This window comes from Microbacterium galbinum (genome assembly GCF_023101185.1).
GTDB classification, from domain to species: Bacteria; Actinomycetota; Actinomycetes; order Actinomycetales; family Microbacteriaceae; genus Microbacterium; species Microbacterium galbinum.
On sequence record NZ_CP078077.1, the window covers coordinates 3,237,462 to 3,260,468 of the forward strand.

The 23,007-nt window shown below is 69.3% G+C and carries 25 protein-coding genes; 13 read left to right on the forward strand and 12 right to left on the reverse strand.

The features are described 5' to 3' along the window. Positions 1 to 170 precede the first annotated feature (170 nt). Positions 171 to 2,171, forward strand: coding sequence for a DUF262 domain-containing protein (locus tag KV396_RS15675; RefSeq protein WP_247956295.1), 2,001 nt, complete (start codon positions 171 to 173; stop codon positions 2,169 to 2,171). A 48-nt stretch (positions 2,172 to 2,219) separates the two neighbouring features. Continuing rightward, entirely contained in the window at positions 2,220 to 3,467 is a 1,248-nt protein-coding gene (locus KV396_RS15680; RefSeq protein ID WP_247956296.1) for an alpha/beta fold hydrolase, read from the forward strand. 105 nt (positions 3,468 to 3,572) lie between these two features. On the opposite strand, the gene KV396_RS15685 is transcribed toward KV396_RS15680, so the two are convergent. The 3 genes from KV396_RS15685 to glgA form a co-directional block, all read right to left on the reverse strand. Further along, positions 3,573 to 3,830, reverse strand: a complete 258-nt coding sequence (locus tag KV396_RS15685) for a type B 50S ribosomal protein L31 (RefSeq protein WP_021200734.1) — start codon at positions 3,828 to 3,830, stop codon at positions 3,573 to 3,575. Positions 3,831 to 3,922: 92 nt separating this feature from the next. Beyond that, positions 3,923 to 4,708, reverse strand: a complete 786-nt coding sequence (locus tag KV396_RS15690; protein WP_247622279.1) for an ABC transporter ATP-binding protein — start codon at positions 4,706 to 4,708, stop codon at positions 3,923 to 3,925. 17 nt (positions 4,709 to 4,725) lie between these two features. Continuing rightward, on the reverse strand, positions 4,726 to 5,910 hold the full coding sequence (glgA, locus tag KV396_RS15695) for a glycogen synthase (protein ID WP_247956297.1): 1,185 nt from the start codon (positions 5,908 to 5,910) through the stop codon (positions 4,726 to 4,728). 46 nt (positions 5,911 to 5,956) lie between these two features. Here glgA and glgC point away from each other — a divergent pair, with 46 nt between their 5' ends. The 3 genes from glgC to KV396_RS15710 all read left to right on the forward strand — a co-directional run bounded on the left by glgC (position 5,957) and on the right by KV396_RS15710 (position 8,655). Next, on the forward strand, positions 5,957 to 7,201 hold the full coding sequence (gene glgC, locus KV396_RS15700) for a glucose-1-phosphate adenylyltransferase (RefSeq protein ID WP_247622277.1): 1,245 nt from the start codon (positions 5,957 to 5,959) through the stop codon (positions 7,199 to 7,201). A 47-nt stretch (positions 7,202 to 7,248) separates the two neighbouring features. After that, the gene (gene serB / locus KV396_RS15705; protein ID WP_247956298.1) at positions 7,249 to 7,884 is read left to right on the forward strand and encodes a phosphoserine phosphatase SerB; all 636 of its coding nucleotides are present in this window, start codon (positions 7,249 to 7,251) and stop codon (positions 7,882 to 7,884) included. Positions 7,885 to 7,956: 72 nt separating this feature from the next. Continuing rightward, a complete protein-coding gene (locus tag KV396_RS15710) occupies positions 7,957 to 8,655 on the forward strand; it encodes an alpha/beta fold hydrolase (RefSeq protein WP_247956299.1) in 699 nt (232 codons plus the stop codon). Between the two features lie 68 nt (positions 8,656 to 8,723). Here KV396_RS15710 and KV396_RS15715 read toward each other — a convergent pair whose 3' ends face one another. Then, the gene (locus tag KV396_RS15715) at positions 8,724 to 9,434 is read right to left on the reverse strand and encodes a beta-ketoacyl-ACP reductase (RefSeq protein WP_247622274.1); all 711 of its coding nucleotides are present in this window, start codon (positions 9,432 to 9,434) and stop codon (positions 8,724 to 8,726) included. Between the two features lie 143 nt (positions 9,435 to 9,577). Here KV396_RS15715 and KV396_RS15720 point away from each other — a divergent pair, with 143 nt between their 5' ends. Genes KV396_RS15720 through KV396_RS15735 form a run of 4 tightly spaced genes read left to right on the forward strand, consistent with a single transcriptional unit; the run spans position 9,578 to position 11,491 of the window. Further along, entirely contained in the window at positions 9,578 to 10,090 is a 513-nt protein-coding gene (locus KV396_RS15720) for a DUF4190 domain-containing protein (protein WP_247622273.1), read from the forward strand. Between the two features lie 53 nt (positions 10,091 to 10,143). Next, a complete protein-coding gene (locus KV396_RS15725) occupies positions 10,144 to 10,494 on the forward strand; it encodes a DUF3099 domain-containing protein (protein WP_247956300.1) in 351 nt (116 codons plus the stop codon). Continuing rightward, positions 10,491 to 10,685: a hypothetical protein gene (locus tag KV396_RS15730; RefSeq protein ID WP_247632074.1), complete on the forward strand. Its 195-nt coding sequence runs from the start codon at positions 10,491 to 10,493 to the stop codon at positions 10,683 to 10,685. Before KV396_RS15725 ends, KV396_RS15730 begins: the two co-directional genes overlap by 4 nt. Then, positions 10,682 to 11,491 carry an SURF1 family cytochrome oxidase biogenesis protein gene (locus KV396_RS15735; RefSeq protein ID WP_247956301.1) on the forward strand — a complete coding sequence of 270 codons (810 nt, stop codon included), beginning with the start codon at positions 10,682 to 10,684 and terminating at the stop codon, positions 11,489 to 11,491. Before KV396_RS15730 ends, KV396_RS15735 begins: the two co-directional genes overlap by 4 nt. A gap of 2 nt (positions 11,492 to 11,493) precedes the next feature. Here KV396_RS15735 and KV396_RS15740 read toward each other — a convergent pair whose 3' ends face one another. Together KV396_RS15740 and KV396_RS15745 are read right to left on the reverse strand one after the other, a co-directional pair. Beyond that, the gene (locus KV396_RS15740) at positions 11,494 to 12,072 is read right to left on the reverse strand and encodes a pyridoxine/pyridoxamine 5'-phosphate oxidase (RefSeq protein WP_247956302.1); all 579 of its coding nucleotides are present in this window, start codon (positions 12,070 to 12,072) and stop codon (positions 11,494 to 11,496) included. A 35-nt stretch (positions 12,073 to 12,107) separates the two neighbouring features. Then, a complete protein-coding gene (locus tag KV396_RS15745; RefSeq protein WP_247622268.1) occupies positions 12,108 to 13,706 on the reverse strand; it encodes an ABC-F family ATP-binding cassette domain-containing protein in 1,599 nt (532 codons plus the stop codon). 162 nt (positions 13,707 to 13,868) lie between these two features. On the opposite strand from KV396_RS15745, the gene KV396_RS15750 reads away from it, so the two are divergent. The 4 genes from KV396_RS15750 to KV396_RS15765 all read left to right on the forward strand — a co-directional run bounded on the left by KV396_RS15750 (position 13,869) and on the right by KV396_RS15765 (position 17,879). After that, positions 13,869 to 14,486, forward strand: a complete 618-nt coding sequence (locus KV396_RS15750; protein WP_247956303.1) for a DedA family protein — start codon at positions 13,869 to 13,871, stop codon at positions 14,484 to 14,486. A gap of 5 nt (positions 14,487 to 14,491) precedes the next feature. After that, positions 14,492 to 15,745, forward strand: a complete 1,254-nt coding sequence (locus KV396_RS15755) for a sensor histidine kinase (RefSeq protein WP_247956304.1) — start codon at positions 14,492 to 14,494, stop codon at positions 15,743 to 15,745. After that, complete coding sequence (locus tag KV396_RS15760; RefSeq protein ID WP_247956305.1) at positions 15,742 to 16,410, forward strand: response regulator; 669 nt, start codon at positions 15,742 to 15,744, stop codon at positions 16,408 to 16,410. Before KV396_RS15755 ends, KV396_RS15760 begins: the two co-directional genes overlap by 4 nt. A gap of 137 nt (positions 16,411 to 16,547) precedes the next feature. Beyond that, positions 16,548 to 17,879, forward strand: coding sequence for an acyltransferase family protein (locus KV396_RS15765; RefSeq protein ID WP_247956306.1), 1,332 nt, complete (start codon positions 16,548 to 16,550; stop codon positions 17,877 to 17,879). Here KV396_RS15765 and KV396_RS15770 read toward each other — a convergent pair. From KV396_RS15770 to sufD, 6 genes are read right to left on the reverse strand one after another with little or no spacing between them, the layout of a single operon-like run. After that, entirely contained in the window at positions 17,848 to 19,212 is a 1,365-nt protein-coding gene (locus KV396_RS15770) for an MFS transporter (RefSeq protein ID WP_247956307.1), read from the reverse strand. The genes KV396_RS15765 and KV396_RS15770 overlap by 32 nt on opposite strands. Then, positions 19,209 to 20,363, reverse strand: coding sequence for a MalY/PatB family protein (locus KV396_RS15775; protein WP_247956308.1), 1,155 nt, complete (start codon positions 20,361 to 20,363; stop codon positions 19,209 to 19,211). Before KV396_RS15775 ends, KV396_RS15770 begins: the two co-directional genes overlap by 4 nt. After that, positions 20,363 to 20,698 (reverse strand): metal-sulfur cluster assembly factor, encoded by a 336-nt coding sequence (locus tag KV396_RS15780; RefSeq protein WP_247622261.1) that lies wholly within the window; start codon positions 20,696 to 20,698, stop codon positions 20,363 to 20,365. Before KV396_RS15780 ends, KV396_RS15775 begins: the two co-directional genes overlap by 1 nt. A gap of 9 nt (positions 20,699 to 20,707) precedes the next feature. Beyond that, a complete protein-coding gene (sufC, locus tag KV396_RS15785) occupies positions 20,708 to 21,478 on the reverse strand; it encodes a Fe-S cluster assembly ATPase SufC (protein ID WP_247622260.1) in 771 nt (256 codons plus the stop codon). Continuing rightward, entirely contained in the window at positions 21,479 to 21,805 is a 327-nt protein-coding gene (locus KV396_RS15790) for a non-heme iron oxygenase ferredoxin subunit (protein ID WP_247622259.1), read from the reverse strand. Continuing rightward, positions 21,802 to 23,007 carry a Fe-S cluster assembly protein SufD gene (sufD, locus tag KV396_RS15795; protein ID WP_247956309.1) on the reverse strand — a complete coding sequence of 402 codons (1,206 nt, stop codon included), beginning with the start codon at positions 23,005 to 23,007 and terminating at the stop codon, positions 21,802 to 21,804. The genes KV396_RS15790 and sufD overlap by 4 nt, the downstream gene beginning before the upstream one ends.

Below are 23,007 nucleotides of genomic sequence, written 5' to 3' on the forward strand. Positions count from 1 at the left end.
AGTCATGTTCCTTTCATCGGGGGCCAGCACGTTTTAACAGGCCCTGATAAGGCAAGCCTAACAGCGAGCGGTGCGTGCGCTTCGGAGGCGGCCGTGAATAACCGAATAGACTGAAAACGGTGCCGGGTTCACCCTCGACATCGCGCGCTACGGGAGGACGAGACACCAGTATGAGCACCGCCACCAACGTCGAGGCGACAGCAGTCAACACGATCGAGTGGCTCGCGGCGGGGTCGACCACCATCGTCGTCCCCGTGTACCAGCGGCAGTACCGGTGGGACATCGGCGGGTGCGAGAGACTGCTCTCCGACATCCGCTCCGTGGCGGACGCCGACGAATCCCACCGCCACTTCATCGGCTCGATCCTCTCCGCGCAGGACGGCGCGACCGACGACGACCTGATCCTCATCGACGGGCAGCAGCGCATCACGACGCTCACCCTCCTCATCGCCGCTCTGCACCACAGTGTGCGAGGCACCGACCCGCAGCTCGCCGCCGAGCTCGAGAGGGTTCTCGTGCGCGCCGACGATCCGTCCCGCACCAAGCTGCGCCCGCACGACGCCTGGGCCGGGCTGTATGAATCGGTCGTGCTCGATCGGCGCGACGACGCCGACCGGGAATCCCGCTTCGATGACAATTACGCGTTCTTCCGGAGTCAGGTGCACGCCGACGAGGTCGCACGCATCTGGCGAGGGCTGCAGCGACTCGAGCACGTGTCGATCACGCTCGGCGCGCAGGCGAACGCGCAGCAGATCTTCGAGAGCCTGAACTCGACGGGGGAACCCCTGCGCGACCACGAGCTCATCCACAACTACATCCTGATGGGGCTCACCCACGCCGAGCAGCTCGATGTGGAGGCCCGCTTCTGGCTGCCGATCGAACGCCACACGGGTGAGACGATCGGCGCCTTCTGGCGGCACTACCTCGTGATGACGACCGGGCGCGAACTGGCGGCGAACGGCGAGCACGGCGTCTACAGCGCCTTCCGCCACTCGTTCCCCCGGGTCGATGCGGAGCGGCTGCAGGCGGATGCCGAGGTCTGGCGCCACTACGCCGAGATCTACGGTATCCTCCTCGACCCCTCGCTCGAGAGCGATCCGGAGATCGCCCGACAACTGCGCTTCGTGAACACATTCGGTCGCGCGGCCTACCCGCTCGTGCTCAGCGCCTACAGCGACCACTCCCGCGGGGTCATCGAGCGCGGCGAACTGATCGAGACTCTCGAATGGATTCAGGCGCTCTACCTGCGCCGCACCCTCGTGAACCTGCCCAACGAGCGCCTGGTCGCCCGGCTCTGCCGCGCCCGCTCGCAGGGGCGGGAGGCGCTGGCTCGCGCCTTCGCACGCATCACCCCCTCCGACGAGCGGGTCAGCGCGGTGCTGAAGTACAGCGAGCTCCCCTACGCCGCCTACGTGCTCGGCCGTCTCGAAGGCGTCGAGGATCCCCTCGAGTTCGACGTCGAGCACATCGTGCCCACCGTCCCCGGCGACGCGTGGTCGGGTGACGGGGCGCGCACGTGGAGCGAGTACAGCGAGGACGAGCAGAACAGCCACCGCGCGCTCGCCCCGACGCTGGGCAACCTGACGCTGCTGGAACAGCACCTCACCGAGAGCGTCTTCGGCGCCTCGTTCCCGGTCAAGCGCGCGGATGCCTACGCGCGGAGCAGCGTCGCCGCGACTCGCGACCTGGATGCCATCGACCAGTGGAACACCGCGGCGATCACGGCCCGCACCGTGCGCCTCACCGCCGAGCTGCTGCAGATCTGGGCGCGGCCGGCCCTGCCCGAGATCGACGACGACGGACTGACCCCGATCCTCGACGCCGTCCGCCGTCGCGGCTGGCCCGCCGGTTGGGAGCGCGAGTTCGACTACGTCGAGTACCGCGGCGAGCGGTGGGAGGTGTACGACGTCAAGCATCTCTTCAACCGCGTCCTGCGTCGCGCCTGGACCGACACCCGTGCCGCCGCCCTGTCGTACTCGGCAGCGCACGGCGGCCCCATCTACGACGGCATGGCCTGGAAGGGGCAGTGGGACGAACTCACCGACGGCCACCACCTCTACATGGGCTGGGACTCGAACTATATGATGAGCGCCGTGCAGGGGGTGCTCGAGGAGGCCGGCATCGCCGCCGAGGTGTTCGTCAAGTACTCCTACATCGGCAACGTGATGTAGCGCCGGCTGCGCCTTCGCCCTGGGCCGCTGCTCGATAGGATCGAAGACGTGACTACCGTCGTGCGCCGCCTGCTGGATCTGACCGTCGAAGAGCACACGCTCACCGTCCCCCTCGTCTGGGGTGATCCCGCCGACAGCCGCACCATCGACGTGTTCGCCGCTGTCGTCTCGCGTCCCGGCGGCGAGACGCTCCCCTACCTGGTGTTCCTCCAGGGCGGCCCGGGCAGCGAGGCGCCCCGCCCGTTCCACGCCGCCACCTCGCCGGCCTGGCTCGACGAGGCACTCGCGCACTATCAGGTCGTGCTGCTCGATCAGCGCGGCACGGGGCGCTCGACTCCCGTCTCCGATGGCGACCTGGCACTCGGTTCCTCGGTCGTCGCCGAGCACCTCACGCACCTGCGGGCCGACGCGATCGTGCGCGACTGCGAGGCGATGCGCCAACACCTCGGCGCCGAGCAGTGGAGCGTGCTCGGCCAGTCCTTCGGCGGCTTCACGACCCTCGCCTACCTCTCCACCGACGCCGACTCCCTGACCGACGTGTTCATCACGGGAGGGTTGAGCGCGATCGGACGCCACCCCGACGACGTCTACGCCCTCTGCTACGACAAGATGCGCGATGCCTCGGAGCGCTACTACCGGCGCTTTCCTGAGCACCGCGATGCGATGCGGCGCCTGGTCGATCGTGCGGCCGCCGGTGACATCGTGCTCCCCGACGGCGAGGTCGTCTCGGTCTCCCGCCTCCGCTCCTTCGGGTCGGCCCTCGGAACGGATGGCGGATGGCAGACGGTGTGGTCGCTTCTCGAATCGGATCCGACGAAGAACGCGTTCCGCTACGACCTCATGAATGCGATGCCCTACGGCGGACGCAACCCGCTCTACTTCGCCTTCCACGAGTCCAGCTACGCCGATGGCCACGCCACGCGGTGGTCGGCCGAGCGCACCGAGCCCGCGGACTTCCGCGACGACCCGACGCTGTTCACCGGCGAGCACATCCGCCGCGAATGGACCGAGACGGTGCCGGCCTTCCAGCCCTGGCGGGACGTCGCACTCGAGCTCGCCGAGTTCGAGTGGCCCTCGGTGTACGACGCCTCGGCGATCGCCGCGTCCGAGGCGACCGGCGCCGCCGCCGTCTATGTGAACGACGTGTACGTGCCCTACGAGTTCTCGCTCGAGACCGCGAAGCTGCTGCCGGGCGTCCACCTGTGGCAGACGAGCGAGCACGAGCACAACGGGCTGCGATCGGGCCCCGTGCTCAGCCGTCTCATTGACCTCGCGCACGGTCGACGCATCCGCTGAGCATGTCCGTCGCTCGGCGGATGCCGACGACGTGAACGCACGTCGTCGCGAGTACGACGAAGGCCCCGCTCTTCGAGGAGAACGGGGCCTTCGAGGCGGGGGTCCTTACTTGGACGATCCGCCGAAGCCCTTGAAGCGCTGGTTGAACTTCTCGACGCGGCCGGCCGAGTCCATGATGCGCTGCTTGCCCGTGTAGAACGGGTGCGAGGCCGAGGAGATCTCGACGTCGATGACGGGGTACTCCACGCCGTCCAGCTCGATGGTCTTGTCGCTCGAGACGGTGGAGCGGGTGAGGAAGGTCTCGCCCGAACCGAGGTCGCGGAACACGACTGCCTTGTACTCGGGGTGGATGTCAGTCTTCATGGGATTCCTTAGTTGCTGCCCTGGATTGTGCCAGGGACGAGGGAAGTCTGCGGTGCAGAGTGCACCAAGGGTCGATCTTATCAGATGACGGATCAGGATGCCGCGCGAGCCGCGTAGCGTCCGTCCTCGCTGCTGAGCGTGATCGGCATGCCGAACGCTTCGGTGAGCGCTTCGGCCGTGAGCGTCTCGCGGATCGGACCGGCCGAGACCACGCGCCCTTCACGCAGCAGCATGACGTGCGTGAAGCCCACCGGGATTTCCTCGACGTGGTGCGTGACCATGAGCATGGCCGGAGTCGTCGGCGACGAGGCGTAGCCGCTGAGGAGCGCGAGGAGCTCCTCGCGCGATCCGAGGTCGAGCGAGGCGGTCGGCTCGTCGAGCAGGAGGAGTTCGGGGTCGGTCATCACGGCGCGGGCGATCTGGACGCGCTTCTGCTCACCGTCGCTGAGAGTGCCGAAGGTGCGATCGGCGAGGTGGTCGAGCTTCCACTCCCCCAGCACGCGCAGCGCGCGGCGCTCGTCGATGTCCTCGTAGTCCTCGTTCCAGCGCCCGAGCACGGAGTACGCGGCGGTGAGCACGGTGTTGAGAACGGTCTCGTCGCGCGGAACCCGCTTGGCCATCGCCGACGAGGCGAAGCCGATGCGCGGGCGCACCTCGAACACGTCGGTGCGACCGAGGGTCTCGCCCAGCACCGTCACGGTTCCCGAGGTCGGGTGCATCAGCGTGTCGGCGAGCTGCAGCAGCGTGGTCTTGCCCGCGCCGTTGGGTCCGAGGACCACCCAGCGTTGGTCGTCCGCGACCTGCCAGGTCACGTGGTCGATGATGTTTCGCCCGTCGCGGCGCACGACGACATCGGTGAAATCCAGAGCGATCGGCATGCGACCAGCCTATCGGCTCAGGCGGTGAGCTCCGCGTAGAGCGCGCGGGTCGCGTCGGCGATCGACGACCAGCTGAACTCGCGCGTAGCCCGCTCTCGTCCGGCATCGCCGTAGACCCGCGCCTGCGCCGGATCCATGGCCACCTCGGTGAGCACGGCCGCGAGGTCGGCGACGTACCGATCGGGGTCGACCGGGGTACCTGTGCCGTCCTGCACCTGCTCGATCGGCACGAGGCGACCCGTCACGCGGTCGGCGACCACTTCGGGGATGCCTCCGGTCGCGGTGCCGACCACGGCCGCACCGCAGGCCATGGCCTCGAGGTTGACGATGCCCAGCGGTTCGTACACCGAGGGGCACACGAAGGTCGTGGCGGCGGTGAGGATCGCCGAGAGCTCGTCGCGCGGCAGCATCCGCTCGATCCAGATCACGCCGTCGCGGGTCTGCTGGAGCAACCGCACGCCCTCCTGAACCTCGGCCATGATCTCGGGGGTGTCGGGAGCTCCGGCGCAGAGGATCAACTGCACCTCGGGCGGCAGCAGCCGCGCGGCCTGCAGCAGATACGGGAGTCCCTTCTGGCGGGTGATGCGCCCGACGAAGACCACCGACGGACGGTTCCGGTCCATGCCGACGGATGCGAGGAACTCCGGGTTCTGCACGGGGCGCCAGCGTTCGACGTCGATCCCGTTGTGGATCACCCGGACCTTCGCGGGGTCTACCTGCGGGTAGCTGCGCAGGATGTCCGCCCGCATGCCCGCGCTCACGGCGATCACAGCCGCGGCGTTCTCGTAGGCGAGCTTCTCGATGCCGCTCGACACGGCGTAGCCGCCGCCGAGCTGTTCGGCCTTCCACGGGCGCAGCGGCTCGAGGCTGTGCGCGGTGAGTACGTGCGGGATGCCGTGCAGCTGCGCGGCGAGGTGTCCCGCGAAGTTCGCGTACCAGGTGTGACTGTGCACGACGTCGGCGCGCTCGATCGCGGCGACGATCTCGAGATCCGTTCCGAGCGTCTGCAGCGCGGCGTTCGCGGAGGCGAGTTCGGAGGGCGTGGAGTACGCGGCAGTACCCCGCTCGTCGCGCGGCGCACCGAAGGCGCGGACGCTCACGTCGATGCTTTCGCGGAGCGCCGCCACGAGCTCGGCCACGTGCACCCCGGCACCGCCGTAGATCTCCGGCGGATACTCCTTCGTGATCATTTCGACTCGCATGTCTGAACGCTAGTACAGCGGGCCGGATCGCACCTAAGGTGGAGCCATGTCCGCTCCAAAGAAGATCTTCGGCATCATCCTCGCCGGCGGCGAGGGCAAGCGACTCATGCCGCTCACGGCCGATCGCGCGAAACCCGCGGTGCCCTTCGGCGGACAGTACCGATTGATCGACTTCGCGATCTCGAACCTCATCAACTCGGGCCTGCGGCAGGTCGTCGTGCTCACGCAGTACAAGTCGCACAGCCTCGACCGCCACATCTCGCAGACGTGGCGCATGTCGGCGCTGCTCGACTCGTACGTCACCTCCGTTCCGGCGCAGCAGCGCCTCGGCAAGCGGTGGTTCTCGGGCTCGGCCGACGCGATCCTGCAGAGCATGAACCTGCTCAACGACGAGAAGCCCGACATCGTCGTCGTGATCGGCGCGGACCACGTCTACCGCATGGACTTCCGGCAGATGATCGACGCGCACATCGCCTCGGGTGCGAAGGCCACCGTCGCCGGCATCCGCCAGCCCCTCGCTCTCGCGTCGCAGTTCGGCGTCATCGACACCGATCCCGAGGATCAGGGCCGGATCCGTGCGTTCCTCGAGAAGCCGACCGATGCCACCGGTCTGCCGGACGCGCCGCACGAGGTGCTCGCCTCGATGGGCAACTACGTCTTCGACGCCGACGCTCTGATCGCGGCTGTCGAGACCGACGGCGAGTCCCCGACCTCCGGCCACGACATGGGCGGCGACATCATCCCCTACTTCGTCGGGCGCGGCGAGGCCGGTGTCTACGACATGAAGCGCAACGAGGTGCCCGGCTCCTCCCCGCGCGATCGCTCCTACTGGCGCGACGTCGGAACGATCGAGTCGTTCTTCGACGCCCACATGGACCTGATCTCGACCCTGCCCGTGTTCAACCTGTACAACACCGACTGGCCGATCCACTCGCAGACCGTGAACTCGCCCCCCGCGAAGTTCGTGCGCGACTCGGTCGGCCGCATCGGCAACGCGATCGATTCGATCGTCTCGCTGGGGTCCGTGCTGTCGGGAACGCACCTTGAACGCAGCGTGGTGGGTCCGTGGACTCTCGCCGGGGGCGGATCGACGATCACCGATTCCGTCGTATTCGACCACGTGCACGTCGGAGCCGGATCCCGCGTGCATCGGGCGATCCTCGACAAGAACGTGGTGCTCGCCGACGGTGCGACCGTCGGTGTCGATCGGGAACGCGATCTCGCCCGCGGGTTCACGGTCACCGAGACGGGCATCACGGTTGTCGGCAAGGGACTGTACATCGAGCGCTGAGCGTCATCCGTCCGGCGGCGACGTCCGCGCTCGGTAGGCTCGACGTCGTGACCCCTGCGCGCTTCCTCGTCGTCCTCGATGCCGATTCGACCCTCATCCGCAACGAGGTGATCGAGCTGCTCGCCGACGAGGCCGGGCGCCGCGACGAGGTGCAGGCCGCGACCGAGGCCGCGATGCGCGGCGAGGTCGACTTCGCCGAGAGCCTGCGCACCCGCGTCGCGGCGCTCCGCGGCGTCTCGGTCGATGCCTTCCCCCGCGTTCTCGCGCGCATCGAGCCCACGCCGGGCGTGCGCGAGCTGACCGCCGCGGTTCACGCACGCGGCGGAGTCGTGGGCGTCGTGTCCGGAGGATTCCACGAGATCCTCGACGACGTGGCCCCGACCCTCGGCGTCGATCGCTGGCGGGCCAATCGGCTCCGCGTGGCCGACGGGGCGCTGACCGGCGAGGTCGACGGCGCGATCGTCGATGCCGCAGCCAAAGCCGAGTCGCTCCTCGAGTGGGCCGCCCAGCTGGGTGTCGCCCGGCACGCGACGATCGCGATCGGAGACGGGGCGAACGACCTGAAGATGATGGCGGCGGCCGGCCTCGGACTCGCTTTCAACGCCAAGCCCGCCGTGCGCAACGCGGCGAGTCTCGTGGTCGGACCGCAGGACCTCGCCGAGGTCATCGCTCTTCTCCCCTGATCGGCCCCGCGGGGTTCGGCGGTGTTCTGCGACCCCCTCGCGGATGTCGGAGGCCGGCGCTAACGTCGGCGCATGGACATCATCCTCATCCCGGGCCTGTGGCTCGATGCCGAGAGCTGGAACGACGTGACACCCGTGCTGACGCGCGCGGGGCATCGCGTGCACCCTCTGACCCTGCCGGGAGTCGGTGCGCCCGCGACCCGATCCACCGACATCGGCATCGCCGACTGGGTCGATGCCGTCACGCAGAAGATCGATGAGCTCCCCGGAGAGCGGGTGGTCGTCGTCGGACACAGCGGCGGGGGAAACGTGGCCTGGGGCGCGGCGAACGCCCGCGCCGACCGCGTCTCCCGCGTGGTCTTCGTCGACACCGTTCCGCCGCCGCCCGGTCACGGCATCAGCGAGTTCGAGGTCGTCGACGGTGTCGTGCCGTTCCCCGGGTGGGACTTCTTCCCCGATGAAGACGTGTTCGATCTCGATGCCGACACGCGTGCGCGCACCGCACCGACCGCGAAGAGCGTTCCCGCGCGCGTGCCGACCGACGCGATCGCCTTCGAGGGCGATGCGCGCTTCGGAGTGCCGGTGACGATGCTGATGGGCGGACTCGACCAGGAGACGCTCGAATCGGAGATCTCCGACTGGGGTCCCTACGGCGACGAGTACAGCGCGATCGACGACGTCGAGGTCGTGCGAGTCGGCTCCGGTCACTGGCCGCAGTTCACGATGCCCCAGCGTCTCGGCGAACTGATCCTCGCCGCCGTCGCCCGCTGACCGACCGTCGGGGCGCGGTCAGCGGCGAGGCCGCTCGGAGAATCGAGGGGAGATCAGCGCGACGGGCGTCAGTGGCCCATCCCGAGGCCGCCGTCGACGGGGATGACGGCGCCCGAGATGTACGCCGCGTCGTCACCCGCGAGCCAGGTCACGACGCCCGCGACCTCGTCGGGGCTCGCGAATCGTCCCGCGGGGATGTTGGCCTTGTACTGCTTCTGGGTGTCTTCGGGTAGCTCGGCGGTCATGTCGGTCTCGATGAAGCCGGGAGCGACGACGTTGGCCGTGATGCCGCGGCTGCCGAGTTCGCGCGTCAGCGAACGTGCGAAACCGACGAGGGCGCTCTTCGACGCCGAGTAGTTGATCTGACCGGCCGAGCCGTACAGCCCGACGACGCTCGAGATCAGGATGACGCGGCCGAAGCGTGCACGCAGCATCCCCTTCGACGCGCGCTTGACCACGCGGAAGGTGCCCCCCAGGTTGGTGGCGATGACGCTGTCGAAGTCGTCCTCGCTCATGCGCAGGAGCAGGGTGTCCTTGGTGATGCCGGCGTTCGCCACGACGATCTCGATCGGGCCGAGCTTCTCCTCGACCTCGGTGAATGCGGCGTCGATCGCGGCGGCATCCGTCACATCCGCGCGCACCGTGAGCGTGCCGTCGGGGCCCTCGCCGCTGCGCGCGGTGACGGCGACTCGATAGCCCTCGCGCACGAATCGCTCGGCGATCGATCGGCCGATGCCCCGGTTGCCTCCGGTGACGAGGACGACGCGCTGCTCACTCATGTTCATTCACTCCCGCTGTTCACGACGATCCGGCATCCGAACCGACACCGATCCTACCGAGGATGCTCCCCCCGAGTCGGGCGCGCGGCGTTTGACACCCGCGCAGCGGGCTGGGAGCCTGATCTCGACGAAAGGGTCTCCGCGTGAGCGACAACACCACTCCTCCTCCAGCCGGCGGAACGCCGTACACTCCTCCGCCCGCCCCTCCCGTGCAGCCCACCCAGGCGTACCCGGGAGCCGCTCCCGTCTACGGCGCACCTGCCGCCCCCGGCTACGGGCAGCCGCAACCGCCGGTCCAGCCCGGCTATGGCGCGCCCCACCAGCCGTACGGCTACGCGCAGAATCCGTATCCCGTCTACCCGGCACCGCGTCCGACCAGCGGACTCGCGATCACCTCGCTCGTATGCGGCATCGTGAGCCTTCTGTTCAGCTGGCTCTTCCTCCCGGCGCTCGCGTCCATCGCCGCGGTGATCACCGGGCACATGGCGCTGAAGAAGACGAAGAACGACCCGACCGTCGGCGGACGCGGAATGGCGTTCGCCGGTCTCATCCTGGGGTACGTCGTGCTCGGTATCGGCGTGCTGACGATCGCGATCTCGCTCATCAGCCTCCTCGCGTTCGGAGCGTTCACCCTCCCCTTCCTCTACAACAGCTGATCGACCCACGAACGCACTCCAGCCCCCGCCCACCGGCGTAGGCTGGAGGCATCGTGAACCGCAAGCGCACCGTCCCCGCCGTGACCTCTCTGCCGCAGTCGCCGGCAGCCGAGTCCGATCACCGCGTGCGCCGCTATGCGATCACGATGACGATCCGCATCGTGTGCTTCGGCCTCATGGTCTTCGTGCAGCCTTACGGCTGGTACACATGGGTCTTCGCCGCCGCGGCCGCGGTGCTCCCGTACATCGCCGTGGTCTTCGCGAACGCCGGCAGCGACAGCACCGAATCGGGGGCGGAGTCCCCTCGGCAGGAGATCGAGGCGACACCCGCGGTCGTCCCGGAGCCGATCGAGGAAGCTCCCGGCATCATCACGATCCACGAGAAGCCGCAGGATCGCACGTGACCGATCTCATCTGCTCGCGCGCCGGCTGCCGGAGCGCGGCGACGAAGCAGGTCGTCTGGCGCAATCCCCGCATCCACGCTGCGGACCGCGAGAAGATCTGGCTGGCGTGCGACGAGCACGTGGACTACCTGCACGACTACCTGGCGGCCCGCGACTTCCCGGTGACCGTCCGAAACGGAGTACCCGCGTGAGCAAGCGCCTGACCCGTTGGATGGTCTACGTCCTCATCGCGATCGGCTTCGCGGTCGCCTGCGCGTTCCTCTCCAACTGGCAGTTCGAGAGGAACGAGTCCCGCGCCGAGCAGATCGAACTGGTCGAGCAGAACTACGATGCCGACCCGGTCCCGCTCGGAGACCTGATCGGCGACGACGACCTCCTCCAGCCCGGCGATGAGTGGCATCCGGTGCTGCTCCGCGGCGAGTACCTCACCGACCAGCAACTGCTCGTGCGCAACCGGCCGCACGGCGGCACCAGCGCCTTCGAGGTCCTCGCGCCGTTCCGTGACGTCGACGGTCGCGTGTTCATCGTCGACCGCGGCTGGGTTCCCCCGGGCGACGGCGATACCCCGGATGCGGTTCCCGAGGCCCCGAGCGGCACCGTCGAGGTCGTCGCGCGACTCCGCCCGAGCGAGCAGGTCCCGGCCTCCGGGCGCGGTGCCCCCGACGGGCAGGTGCCGACCATCAACCTGCCGACGATCGCCGGCCTCGTGGAGGGCGACGTCATCACCGCCGCCTACGGACAGCTGATCAGCGAAGATCCCGCGGGTACGCCGCTCGGAGGCTTCACGTCGCCCACCGACGATCCGGGGCCCCACCTGTCGTACGCGATCCAGTGGATCCTCTTCGCGATCATGGGCTTCATCTTCATCGGCTACATCATCCGCACCGAGATCGTGAAGCACCGTGAGGAGGTCGAGGGCCGACCGGCCCCCGTCAAGGAGAAGCGTCGCCGTGACAAGGACGCCGACGTCGAGGACGAACTTCTCGACGCCCGCTGAGGTCAGCTCCCCGCCGCCCCGGCATCCGTTCGTGCCCATGCGCGGCCGTCGCGTTCGTAGACGACGCGGGAGTGCCGACGATCCTGCGAGCCCTGCCAGAACTCGATGCGCTCGGGCACGAGGCGCCACAGCACCCAGCCACCCGGCTCGATTCCCGCGCGGGCAGCAGCCGAGCGCACGGAGAGATCGGCGGCGCTCTCCTCCCTCGCGGCTTCGACGACCCGCCCGCGCACGCGGACCGCTCGCACCAGGGGCTGCCACCAGAAATTGAGCGCGGCAGCAGGATGCGCCGACAGCTGAGCGCCCTTGCGCGACGCTCGAGGACCCGCGAACGCCCAGCCCCGTTCGTCGACGTCCTTGAGGATCAGCGCCCGCGCGTCCGGGATGCCGTCGGGGCCGACCGTCGCCAGCGTCGCCACGTGGGGCTCGGGCACTCCGGCATCCACGGCCGCGCCGATCCAGTCGCGGAACAGCTCGAGCGGAGAATCCGGCAGCAGCGTCGCGTCCCAGACCGGCGCGTCACCGATCAGAGTGGGTTGCGCCCGCAACCAGGAGGAGATCGTGCTCGGCGGGGTCGGCATGCTCTCGACTATGCCACCGATCCCTCGCGCGCGCGTCAGGCGAGCTCGATCAGGTCCTGGTACTCCTGGTTCCAGATGTCCTCCACGCCGTCCGGGAGGATGAGCACGCGCTCGGGATTCAGCGACTGCACGGCGCCCGGGTCGTGCGAGACCAGCACGACGGCCCCCTCGTAGTGCGCGAGGGCGTCGAGGATCTCCTCGCGCGACGCGGGGTCGAGGTTGTTCGTGGGCTCGTCGAGGAGCAGCAGGTTCGCCGACGACACGACGAGGGTCGCGAGCGAGAGACGGGTCTTCTCCCCACCGGAGAGCACACCCGCCGGCTTCAGCACGTCGTCCCCCGTGAACAGGAAGGAGCCGAGCACGCGGCGCGCTTCCGTCTCGGTGATGTGCGGGGCCGCCGAGACCATGTTCTCGAGCACCGAACGATTCACGTCGAGGTTCTCGTGCTCCTGCGCGTAGTACCCGACCTTGAGGCCGTGGCCGGGCTCGAGCTGTCCCGTGTCGGGCTGATCGACGCCCGCCAGCATTCGCAGGAGCGTCGTCTTGCCGGCACCGTTCAGACCCAGCACGACGACCTTCGAACCGCGATCGATCGCCAGGTCGACGTCGGTGAAGATCTCGAGCGAACCGTACGACTTCGACAACCCCGACGCCATGAGGGGCGTCTTGCCGCAGGGCGCGGGCTTCGGGAAGCGCAGCTTCGCGACCCGATCCTGCTGCCGCACGTCGTCGAGTCCGGCGAGGAGCTTCTCGGCGCGCGCGACCATCTGGTGCGCGGCCGCGGCCTTCGACGCCTTCGCCCCGAAGCGCGCGGCCTGCAGCTGCAGCGTCGTCGCCTTCTTCTCGGCGTTGGCGCGCTCCTTCTTGCGGCGCTCCTCGTCGGCCACGCGCTGACGCAGGTAGTTCTTCCAGTTCATGTTGTACGTGTCGATGACCTGGCGGTTGGCATCGAGGTAGAACACGCGGTTGACGGTCTCGCCGACCAGTTCGACGTCGTGGCTGATCACGATCAGCCCGCCCTTGTACGTCTTGAGGAACTCGCGCAGCCACACCACGCTGTCGGCGTCGAGGTGGTTGGTCGGCTCGTCGAGGATCATCGTCTCGGCATCCGAGAAGAGGATGCGGGCGAGCTCGATGCGACGACGCTGACCACCCGACAGCGTCGACAGCGGCTGGTCGAGGATGCGGTCGGGAAGCGAGAGGTTGTGGGCGATGGATGCCGCCTGCGCCTCGGCGGCGTAGCCGCCCTGCGCCTCGAACTGCTCGGTCAGCGCCGCGTAGCGCTTCATGGCCTTCGCGGCGACGGCGGGGTCGTCCGATCCCATCGCGAGCGACGCCTCGGTCATGCCGAGATTGAGCTGGCCGAGACCACGGGCGTCGAGGATGCGCGTGCGCGCCAGGTCCTCCGGGTTGCCCGAGCGCGGGTCCTGCGGCAGATAGCCGAGCTCCCCCGAACGCGTCACGCTGCCGCCGGAGGGCAGGACGTCGCCGGCGAGCACCTTGGTGAGGGTGGTCTTGCCCGCTCCGTTGCGGCCGACGAGACCGATCTTGTCACCGTCGCCCACGCGGAACGACACGTTCTCCATCAGGAGGCGAGCGCCCACGCGGATCTCGAGTTCGTGCACGGCAAGCACAGCGGGATGTCCGTTCGTTCGGGAGGAAGGTGGCCGAGCGGCCAGCCTCCCAGTATAAGCGCCCCGACGGGACGGGCATCCCAGGAAGATCACTCCCCGGTGTGACGCGGTCGATACCGCAGAGGGATGACCGTCCTGCCACCGGGTTCGTAACGTTCGAGGGTGGACGTGATCAATGACCTCATTCTCCAGGCCGTGGCCTCGCCGTGGCTCGTGCTCGTGCTCTTCGCCGTCGCGGTGATCGACGGCTTCTTCCCTCCCGTGCCGAGCGAGACGGTGCTCGTCGCCGCCGCGGCCGCGTCGGTCTCTGGCGGAGGGCCGAACCTGCTCCTCCTCGGCGTCGTGGCTGCGCTCGGCGCCGCACTGGGCGACAACATCGCGTTCCTCATCGGTCGGCGTCTCGGTACGTCCCGCGCGGGCTGGATGCGACGGCCGCGCGTCCGCGCCGCGTTCGCCCATGCCGAGCGCGCGCTGGAGACCCGCAGCGCCGCGCTGATCCTCGGCGCCCGCTACATCCCGGTCGGTCGTGTGGCGGTGAACATGACGGCCGGGGCCCTGCGCTTCCCCTGGCGCCGGTTCCTGCCGCTCAGCCTCGTCGCGGGCGCGAGCTGGAGTGCGCTCAGTCTCGCGATCGGTCTGCTCGCCGGCAGCTGGATCAAGGACCAGCCGCTCCTGAGCGCCGGCGTCGGCATCGTCATCGCCCTGCTGATCGGCATCGTGATCGACCGCGTGTCCGCCGTCCGACGCCGCCGGAGCGCGCCCGCCCACCTGGCAGGATGAAGATCATGACCCGTGTCCGGCGTGCTCCCCGTCACTCCCGGCGGACGATCGCGTTCATCGGGCTCTGGACGGTGACCGTCGGCCTGTACTCGGTGTTCGTCCCGGTCCACGCCGCCCTCTACGGAACCCCGGTCGCACTGGCGTTCCTGCTCGGTGCCGCGGTCTGCGGCGCCCTCCCCCTCTCGATCGCCCGCCCGCGCACGGCGATCGTCGTGTTCTGCACGGCGGTCCTCATCGTCCCGCTCGTCACCGACACCGCCCTCGCTGCGACCGCCCCCTGGCCGTGGTCGGTCCCCGCCACACTCGCGTTCGTCGGCCTCGTCGGGCTCGTCACCGGTATCCACGGGGTGCGGCCGGGACTGCTCCTCCTCGTGCTCGCGCTCGTCGCATCGCTCACCGCCCCGCTGTTGCGCCCCGACATCATCGAGACGGCGAACGTCGCGGCGACGGCGACTGCCGATCTCATCGTCACCGCGTCCGTCGCGGTGGCCGCATTCCTCCTCGCGCTGCTGATCGCCAGCCGCCTGCGCATCGGCGTCGAGCTCACGCGCGAGCGCGAGCACTCCGCCCTCGAGGAGTCGCGGCGCGCCCTGATCGAAGAACGCACCCGGATCGCCCGCGAACTCCACGACGTCATCGCGCACAGCATGTCGGTCATCCAGGTGCAGGCGTCGACGGCGCGATACCGCCTGCCATCGATCGACGACACCGCCGCGGCCGAGTTCGACGACATCGCCGCGACCGCGCGCACGTCGCTGAGCGAGATGCGACGGATGCTCGGGGTGCTGCGAACCGAGGATCAGGCCGTGGAACTCGCTCCGCAGAACGGCATCGACGACATCCCCGCGCTGGTCGACACCATCCGCCGCGCGGGCGTCGACGCCGGTCTCTCGCTCGTGGGCATGGATGCCGCGACATCCGCTCCCCCGGCCGTCCAGATCGCGGCCTACCGGATCGTGCAGGAGAGCCTCAGCAACGCGGTGCGGCATGCGTCCGGCAACGCGGTGACCGTTCAGCTGCAGGCGGATGTCGGCACTCTCCGCATCCGCGTGCGCAACGCCGCCCCCGCGGAGGCGCAGGATCGCGGCGCCGGGCACGGCCTGCGTGGAATGCGCGAGCGCGCCGAGGTGCTCGGCGGCAGTCTCTCGGCGGGCCCCGCTCCCGACGGCGCCTGGCTCGTCGAGGCTGCCCTTCCCCTGGCCGGAGGGCGCGACGATTCGCCGTCCCCGGCATCCGCCCCTCCGAAGGAGAACCCGTGACCATCAGCGTCCTCATCGCCGACGATCAGGCCATGGTGCGCGCAGGTTTCGCCGCGCTCCTCGACGCGCACGACGGCATCCGCGTCACCGGACAGGCTTCCACGGGAACCGAAGCCGTGTCGCTCGCCGCACGGCTCGACCCCGACGTGATCCTCATGGACGTGCGGATGCCCGACCTCGACGGGATCGAGGCGACCCGCCGCATCCTCGGCTCCTCGTACCCCGCGGCGCACGTGCCCCGAATCCTCATGCTCACCACCTTCGACATCGACGACTACGTCTACGACGCTCTCGAGGCGGGGGCGAGCGGGTTCCTGCTCAAGGATGCGCTCCCGGAGGAACTGGTGCACGCCGTGCGCGTCGTCGCCGGGGGCGACGCGCTGCTCGCCCCGAGCGTGACCCGCCGGGTGATCGCGCAGTTCGCCGGACGTCGTCCCCGTACGCCCCGCGCGGCTTCCGCCCTCGCCGAGCTCACCGACCGTGAGCGCGAGGTGCTCGTGCTGATCGGCCGCGGGCGGTCCAACGGCGAGATCGCCGCCGAACTCTTCATCGCCGAGCAGACGGTCAAGACGCACGTCGGCAAGGTGCTCGCGAAGCTCGGACTCCGCGACCGTGTGCACGCGGTGATCCTGGCCTACGACACCGGACTCGTCGAACCGTCCTGACCGCACCCTCCTGGCCGTGCCCCTCGGCGACGGCGGCGCCCTCACCCCTCGGTACGGGGTCGAACGGCACCGCGGGGTGATGCCCTCCGCCGCACCGCGTCCATAACCTCCGGGAAGACCGTTCCCCAGGAGGATTCATGGCCATCGTGCAGGCACCCCCCGTCCGAGACATCCCGAGCGCCGAGGCTCGCGGCACCCGCGACACCGGCATCGACCTCGTCCGCTCGCTCTGCGTGATCGGCGTGGTGCTGCTGCACGCGATCATGGTCGGCGTCTCCGTGGTCGACGGACGCCCCGTCTTCGACAACGCCAGCACCGGCACGTGGTGGATCGTGCCCGTCAGCTGGGCGCTCCAGGTCATGCCCCTGTTCTTCGTCATCGGCGGGTTCTCCGGACTGCTCGCCTACCGTTCGGCGGTCGCCCGCGGGGACGACGCGCGGAGCTTCATCGCGGGGCGGGTGCATCGACTGCTGCGGCCCGCCGTGGTCACGATCGCCGTGATCGGCGTCGCGCTGTGGGCATTGACGCTCTCCGGGGTCCCCGCTGACCTCATCGCCGTCGCGGGTTACCGGTACGGGCAGCCGCTGTGGTTCCTCGCGGTCTTCCTGCTGTGCCAGGCACTCCTGCCCGCGCTCGTGCACCTGCACCGGAGTCGGCCGCTCCTGATCCTCGCCGTGCTGGTCGCAGCCGCAGCCGCCGTCGACGCGGCGAGGGCGATCAGCGGAGTCGACGCCCTCGGGTTCCTCAACCTGGCGTTCGTCTGGCTCGCGCTCCAGCAGATCGGGTTCTTCCTCGCCGACGGCAGCATCGACTCCGTGCCCCGTCGCACCCGGGCGCGCATCGGCGTGGGCGCGGCGCTCACCCTCCTTCTCGGTTTCGCCACCGGCCTCTGCTCCCCCGACCTGATCGCGCACATCAACCCGCCGACCTCCGCGCTGATCCTCGTCGGTATCGTGCACACCTGCGCCCTGTCGCTGAACCGCGCCCGCCTGTCCGCGCTCAGCGCTCGCCCTCTTGCCGCGGTCGTGAGCGGATTCATCGGCCGACGGACGATGACGATCTACCTCTGGCACATGCCGGTACTGCTCGCCATGGCGGGCGTGACGGCGATCGTCGCGATCAGCGACGGCAGCACGCTCCCGGTGGCGGGAAGTGCCGCGTGGTGGGCGGATCGTCCGCTCTGGCTCGCGACGGCACTGACGCTCACCGCCCTCGTTGCCGTCCCGTTCACGCGCATCGAGACGCGTCGTCCGCCGATGGCGACCGACGCGACCCGGCGCATCGCGCTCTCGGTGCTGAGCGGTCTGATCGGCGTGGTGCTGCTGCTCGTGACCGGCACGACACCCGTCACGGCGATGATCGCGGTCGGCCTGCTCGTCGTCGCTCTCCGCCTGGCGGCTGCGCCGTTACACGGCCGATGGAGCCCCCGTTCGGCTCTCAGGAACGTTCGGCCGCGTGCCCGAGCCTGAGACCCGGGATCGCCGCTGCACCGACGAGCGCGAGGCAGAACACGAACACGACCCAGAACGTGCTCGCTTCGCCTCCGAGCGTCGCGACGGCGAGACCGGCGAAGGCGATCGTGACCGCCGAGCCCGTCGAGTCCGAGATCGAGAGTGCCGAGGAGTTGAATCCCTGGTTGCTCTCATCGGAGTATGCGAGCGTGAGCACGGTCAGCCGTGGGTACAGCAGGCCCATTCCGCCGCCGGCGAGACCCCACCCGATCACGACCACGAGCGGCGAGATCCCGAACAGGGCGGCGAGGAGCACGCACAGCAGGGCGACCAGCAGCAGCGAGAGGCTGATCATGGTGATGCGGTGGTTTCCAAGCCGTTCGCCGTACTTCCCCTGCAGTGCGGATGCCCCGGCCCACGCGAGCGCGGCGAACATGAGGGCGATGCCGGCCCAGGTCGCCGTGAATTCGAAGCGCTCCATGAGCAGGTACGGGATGTACGCCTCCGCGGCGAAGAAGGCACCGGCGACGATGCCGCGCATGAGCACGACGCTCGGCAGCCCCCGTCCGGCCCGGAGCGCCCCTCGGGGCAGCAGCGGGAGGATGGCGATGCCGATGACCGCCAGCGCGCCGATCGCGACCGGCCAGCGCACCTGCGGCACCATGTCGGCGGTGAAGCCGATCACGACGGCGAGAACGGCGACGACGACCGCGAGCAGCAGTCGGGTCGCGATCGTCCGCCGGTCCTGCGGCTCACCGTGCCCGAGATCGACCCCGCTCAGGCGCACCGCGATCACCGTGAACGCGATGCCGGTGAGCACGGCTACCCCGAGGAACGTCCAACGCCAATCGATGTGCTCGGCCACCGCTCCGGCGAGGAAGGGGCCGATCATCGACGGCACGACCCAGGCCGCGGCGAACGCGGCGAAGATCCGCCCGTGCAGGTGCGGCGGATACAGCCGCGCGACGACGACGTAGAGCGCGACGGTCTGGCCACCGGCGCCCAGCCCCTGCACGAGTCGCCCGACGAGGAACTGGTGCATCGTGACGGCGAAGCCCGAGATCAGGAGTCCCACCAGGAACAGCGTGACCGCGACGTAGAGCGCACCCCGCGGCCCGCGGGCGTCCGACCAGGCGCCCGCGGCGACCATGCCGATGACACCGGTCGCGAGGGTACCCGAGAAGGCGACCGCATACAGCGCTCCGCCGTCGAGGGCCTCGCTGACGATCGGCATCACCGTCGTCACCGCGAGGGCCTCGATCGCGGCGAGGAAGATCAGCGCGATCGCGCCGGTCGTGACCCAGATGCGGCTCCGGTCCCAGATCGACGCGACGGGCGACGGGGCCGTCATCGCCCGACGAGCGCCGCGATGCGCTCGATGGCCTCGGTGAGGATCTCGGGACTCGTGCCGAAGTTCAGGCGCGCGAACCCCGTTCCCTCGTCGCCGAACGCCGAGCCGTTGTGGAGGGCGACCTTGGCCTCGCGCAGGATGCGTCGCGAGGGGTTGTCGCCCCACCCCAGGGGTCGCAGGTCGATCCAGGCGAGGTATCCGGCATCCGGCAGGCGGTAACGCGCCCCCGGAAGGTGCCGCACGAGGAGATCCTCGAGAAGGATGCGGTTCTGGTCGAGCGTGCGGAGCAGACCGTCGAGCCAGGGGTCGCTCTCTTCCGAGAACGCGGCGACGGCAGCGATCAGACCGAACTGTCCCGTGCGCCAGACGACCTCGATGGGCAGGTCGCGCAGGACGGCGTACGTCGTCTCATCGGCTGTCACCATGAGCGCGCACTTGAGGCCGGCGAGATTGAACGCCTTGCTCGCACTGACCACGGCGTAGCCGACCCGGCGGGCGGCATCGTTCACGGCGAGGAACGGAGTGAATCCCGTGCCGGGCTGCGCGAGCGGTGCGTGGATCTCGTCGGAGACCACCGCCGCACCGAACTCGGCGGCGAGATCCGCGAGGGCTGCCAGGGCGTCGCGATCGTGCACCGTCCCGGTCGGGTTGTGCGGGTTGCAGAGCAGGATGGCGGTGGCGCCGTCGTCGAAAGCCGCGCGGATGCCGTCGAGATCGAGTTCCCAGCGCGTACCGGTGTCGCGCAGGGGCACGCGCTCGACCTCCGCGCCGGCCTCCGCGACGAGGTCGTAGAAGGGCGGGTACACCGGAGGGGTGACGACGACGCGCTCCCCCGGTTGGGTGACTCGGCGGAGGATCTCTACGATCCCCATGCTCACATCCGCCGTGCTGCGCATGAGCGACGGGTCGGGCGCCCACCCGAACCTGCGCTCGGCGAACGCCGCGTAGGCCTCCTTCAGGGGAGTCCGCGACGCGATGTACCCCGTGTCACCGAGATCGAGCGCGCGCTGGAGCGACGCCGTGATCGCCGGTGCGAGCGGGAAATCCGTCTCGGCCACGAACAACGGCAGGACGTCCTCGGGGTATTCGCGCCACTTCTCGCTCGTGCGTCGGCGCAGCTCGGAGAGAGGCAGCGCCTTCACCTCGAGCATCAGATGGCGAAGCCGAGTGCTCGCATCATGTCGCGGCCGTCGTCGGTGATCCGCTCGGGACCCCACGGCGGCATCCATACCCAGTTGATGCGGAAGCGGTCGACGACCTTGTCCAGGGCCTGCGCGGTCTGCTCCTCGAGCACGTCCGTCAGCGGGCACCCGGCGCTCGTCAGCGTCATGTGGATGACGAGAGCGTCGTTCTCGTCATCCCACGCCAGGTCGTAGATGAGTCCGAGGTCGACGACGTTGATCCCGAGCTCGGGATCCATGACGTCCTTCAGAGCCTCGGTGACCTCGTCGTACTTCTCGTCGGTCAGCGTCGCGGTCGCGGTCATGCGGTCAGCCTACGCCTCGATGGGAGCGGCGGGGTCGAGGAAACGGTCGTATCCCTCGTCTTCCAGCCGGTCGGCGAGCTCGGGACCGCCCTCTTCCACGATCTTGCCGGCGACGACCACGTGCACGAAGTCGGGGCGGATGTAGCGGAGGATGCGCGTGTAGTGCGTGATGAGGAGCACGCCGAGGCCGGTGGCCTCCTTGGCGCGGTTGACGCCTTCGGAGACGATCTTCAGCGCGTCGACGTCGAGGCCGGAGTCGGTCTCGTCGAGGATCGCGAACTTCGGCTGCAGAACCTCGAGCTGGAGGATCTCGTGGCGCTTCTTCTCGCCGCCGGAGAACCCCTCGTTGACATTGCGCTGAGCGAACTTCGGGTCCATGCGCAGGTTCGCCATGGCCGCCTTGACGTCCTTGGTCCACGCGCGGATCGCGGGGGCCTCACCGTCGAGCGCGGTCTTGGCGGTGCGCAGGAAGTTGGTGACCGTCACGCCGGGGATCTCGACGGGGTACTGCATCGCGAGGAACAGACCGGCGCGTGCGCGCTCGTCGACGCTCATCTCGAGCACGTCCTCACCGTCGAAGGTGATCGAACCACCGGTGACGGTGTACTTGGGGTGGCCGGCGATCGTGTAGGCCAGCGTGGACTTGCCCGAGCCGTTGGGGCCCATGATGGCGTGGGTCTCACCCGTGTTCATGGTCAGGGTGATTCCGTTGAGGATCGGGGTGGCCCCCGCCTCGGTCTCGACCGTCACGTGGAGGTCGCGGATCTCGAGAACAGACATTCAGATTTCCTTCGTCACAGTCGGGTCGATGAGCACGTCGTCGCCGTCGATCTCGACGACGTAGACGGGGACGGGCTCGTAAGCAGGGAGGTTCTGGGGCTTGCCGGTGAGCAGGGAGAACGCCGAGCCGTGGGCCCAGCACTCGACCGTGTCACCTTCGACGAAGCCCTCGGAAAGGGAGATGTCGCCGTGGGTGCAGGTGTCGCCGATCGCGTGGATCACGCCCTCGCCGTCCTTGATCACGGTGATCGGGACGCCATCGGGCTCGACGCGGATCGGCATGTCCTGCTCGAGCTCCGCGACACCGCACACGCGCTGAGCGCTCATGCCGAGACCGCCGCGAGCTCCGCCTCGATCGCAGCGAGGAGTTCGGACTCGAGCGCCGGGATGCCGAGGCGCTGGACGATGTCGGTGAGGAAGCCGAGCACGACGAGACGGCGTGCCTCTTCCTCGGTGATGCCACGAGCCTGCAGGTAGAAGAGCTGCTCGTCGTCGAAACGCCCCGTCGCGCTCGCGTGTCCGGCGCCGAGGATGTCGCCCGTCTCGATCTCGAGGTTCGGGATCGAGTCGGCGCGGGCGCCCTCGGTGAGCACGAGGTTGCGGTTCGCCTCGTAGGAGTCGGTGCCGGTGGCATCCGGGCCGATCAGCACATCGCCGATCCAGACGCTGTGGGCGCTCTCGCCCTGCAGCGCGCCCTTGTACAGGACGTCACCCTTGGTGTGCGGGCCCTTGTGGTGCAGGTAGACCTGGCTCTCGAGGTGCTGGCCGGCGTCGGCGTACGACAGACCGTAGAGGTAGCCCTCCGAGCCTGCACCCGCGAGCTCCACGTTGGGGTTCACGCGCACCACGCCACCACCGAAGCTGATGACGAAGTGCTTGAGCACGGCATCCGCATCGACACGGGCCTGGTGGGCCGACGTGTGCACCGCGGCATCCTGCCACTGCTGGAGGGTCACCACGGTGAGACGCGACCCGGCGCGGGCGATGATCTCGACGTTCTGCGCGTACTGCGCGGCACCGATGTGGTTCAGCACGACGGTCGCCGAGCTGTGCTCGAGAGCCTCGATCACGATGTGGGCGTCGGCGCGCTTCTCGGCACCGCGACCCTCGATGGTGAGGAGGATCGGCTCCGCGACCTCTTCCTCACGCGGGATGCGGATGTGCATCGCCTCCGTGGCACCCTGCCAGGCAACCGCGCCGGTGATGTCCTCGCCGCGGAAGAACTCGCCGCGAGGAGCCGCGCCGATCGCGAGCGGTGCCGCGAGGTACTGCTCGCCGGCGGAGAACTCGTAGGAGACGCCGTCGTTCTGCGCGGCGGTCTCGAAGAGCGCCGTCAGCTTCGCGACGGGGGTGTGCTTCCAGTTCACCTCGCGCCCCGTCGGCACGCCGAAGTCGGCGGGCTCGAAGGAGTGCGGGCGTTCGGAGCGGGTCTGCACCGGCACGAAGCCGGCGTCCGCCACCTGCGCCGCCGGGTCGACGTGCGCGCTCGAATAGTGCGACGCCGTGGGCGTCGTCGTCTGGGAGGTCAT

Excerpts from the sequence above, each read along its gene's own strand:
- KV396_RS15675 (WP_247956295.1), top strand. The coding sequence starts at position 171 with ATGAGCACCGCCACCAACGTCGAGGCGACAGCAGTCAACACGATCGAG.
- KV396_RS15740 (WP_247956302.1), bottom strand. The coding sequence starts at position 12,072 with ATGCCGACCCCGCCGAGCACGATCTCCTCCTGGTTGCGGGCGCAACCC.
- KV396_RS15765 (WP_247956306.1), top strand. The coding sequence starts at position 16,548 with ATGGCCATCGTGCAGGCACCCCCCGTCCGAGACATCCCGAGCGCCGAG.
- glgA (WP_247956297.1), bottom strand. The coding sequence starts at position 5,910 with ATGCGAGTCGAAATGATCACGAAGGAGTATCCGCCGGAGATCTACGGC.
- KV396_RS15790 (WP_247622259.1), bottom strand. The coding sequence starts at position 21,805 with ATGAGCGCTCAGCGCGTGTGCGGTGTCGCGGAGCTCGAGCAGGACATG.
- sufC (WP_247622260.1), bottom strand. The coding sequence starts at position 21,478 with ATGTCTGTTCTCGAGATCCGCGACCTCCACGTGACGGTCGAGACCGAG.
- KV396_RS15690 (WP_247622279.1), bottom strand. The coding sequence starts at position 4,708 with ATGCCGATCGCTCTGGATTTCACCGATGTCGTCGTGCGCCGCGACGGG.
- sufD (WP_247956309.1), bottom strand. The coding sequence starts at position 23,007 with ATGACCTCCCAGACGACGACGCCCACGGCGTCGCACTATTCGAGCGCG.
- KV396_RS15755 (WP_247956304.1), top strand. The coding sequence starts at position 14,492 with ATGACCCGTGTCCGGCGTGCTCCCCGTCACTCCCGGCGGACGATCGCG.
- glgC (WP_247622277.1), top strand. The coding sequence starts at position 5,957 with ATGTCCGCTCCAAAGAAGATCTTCGGCATCATCCTCGCCGGCGGCGAG.
- KV396_RS15780 (WP_247622261.1), bottom strand. The coding sequence starts at position 20,698 with ATGACCGCGACCGCGACGCTGACCGACGAGAAGTACGACGAGGTCACC.
- KV396_RS15710 (WP_247956299.1), top strand. The coding sequence starts at position 7,957 with ATGGACATCATCCTCATCCCGGGCCTGTGGCTCGATGCCGAGAGCTGG.
- KV396_RS15775 (WP_247956308.1), bottom strand. The coding sequence starts at position 20,363 with ATGCTCGAGGTGAAGGCGCTGCCTCTCTCCGAGCTGCGCCGACGCACG.
- KV396_RS15770 (WP_247956307.1), bottom strand. The coding sequence starts at position 19,212 with ATGACGGCCCCGTCGCCCGTCGCGTCGATCTGGGACCGGAGCCGCATC.
- KV396_RS15685 (WP_021200734.1), bottom strand. The coding sequence starts at position 3,830 with ATGAAGACTGACATCCACCCCGAGTACAAGGCAGTCGTGTTCCGCGAC.
- KV396_RS15715 (WP_247622274.1), bottom strand. The coding sequence starts at position 9,434 with ATGAGTGAGCAGCGCGTCGTCCTCGTCACCGGAGGCAACCGGGGCATC.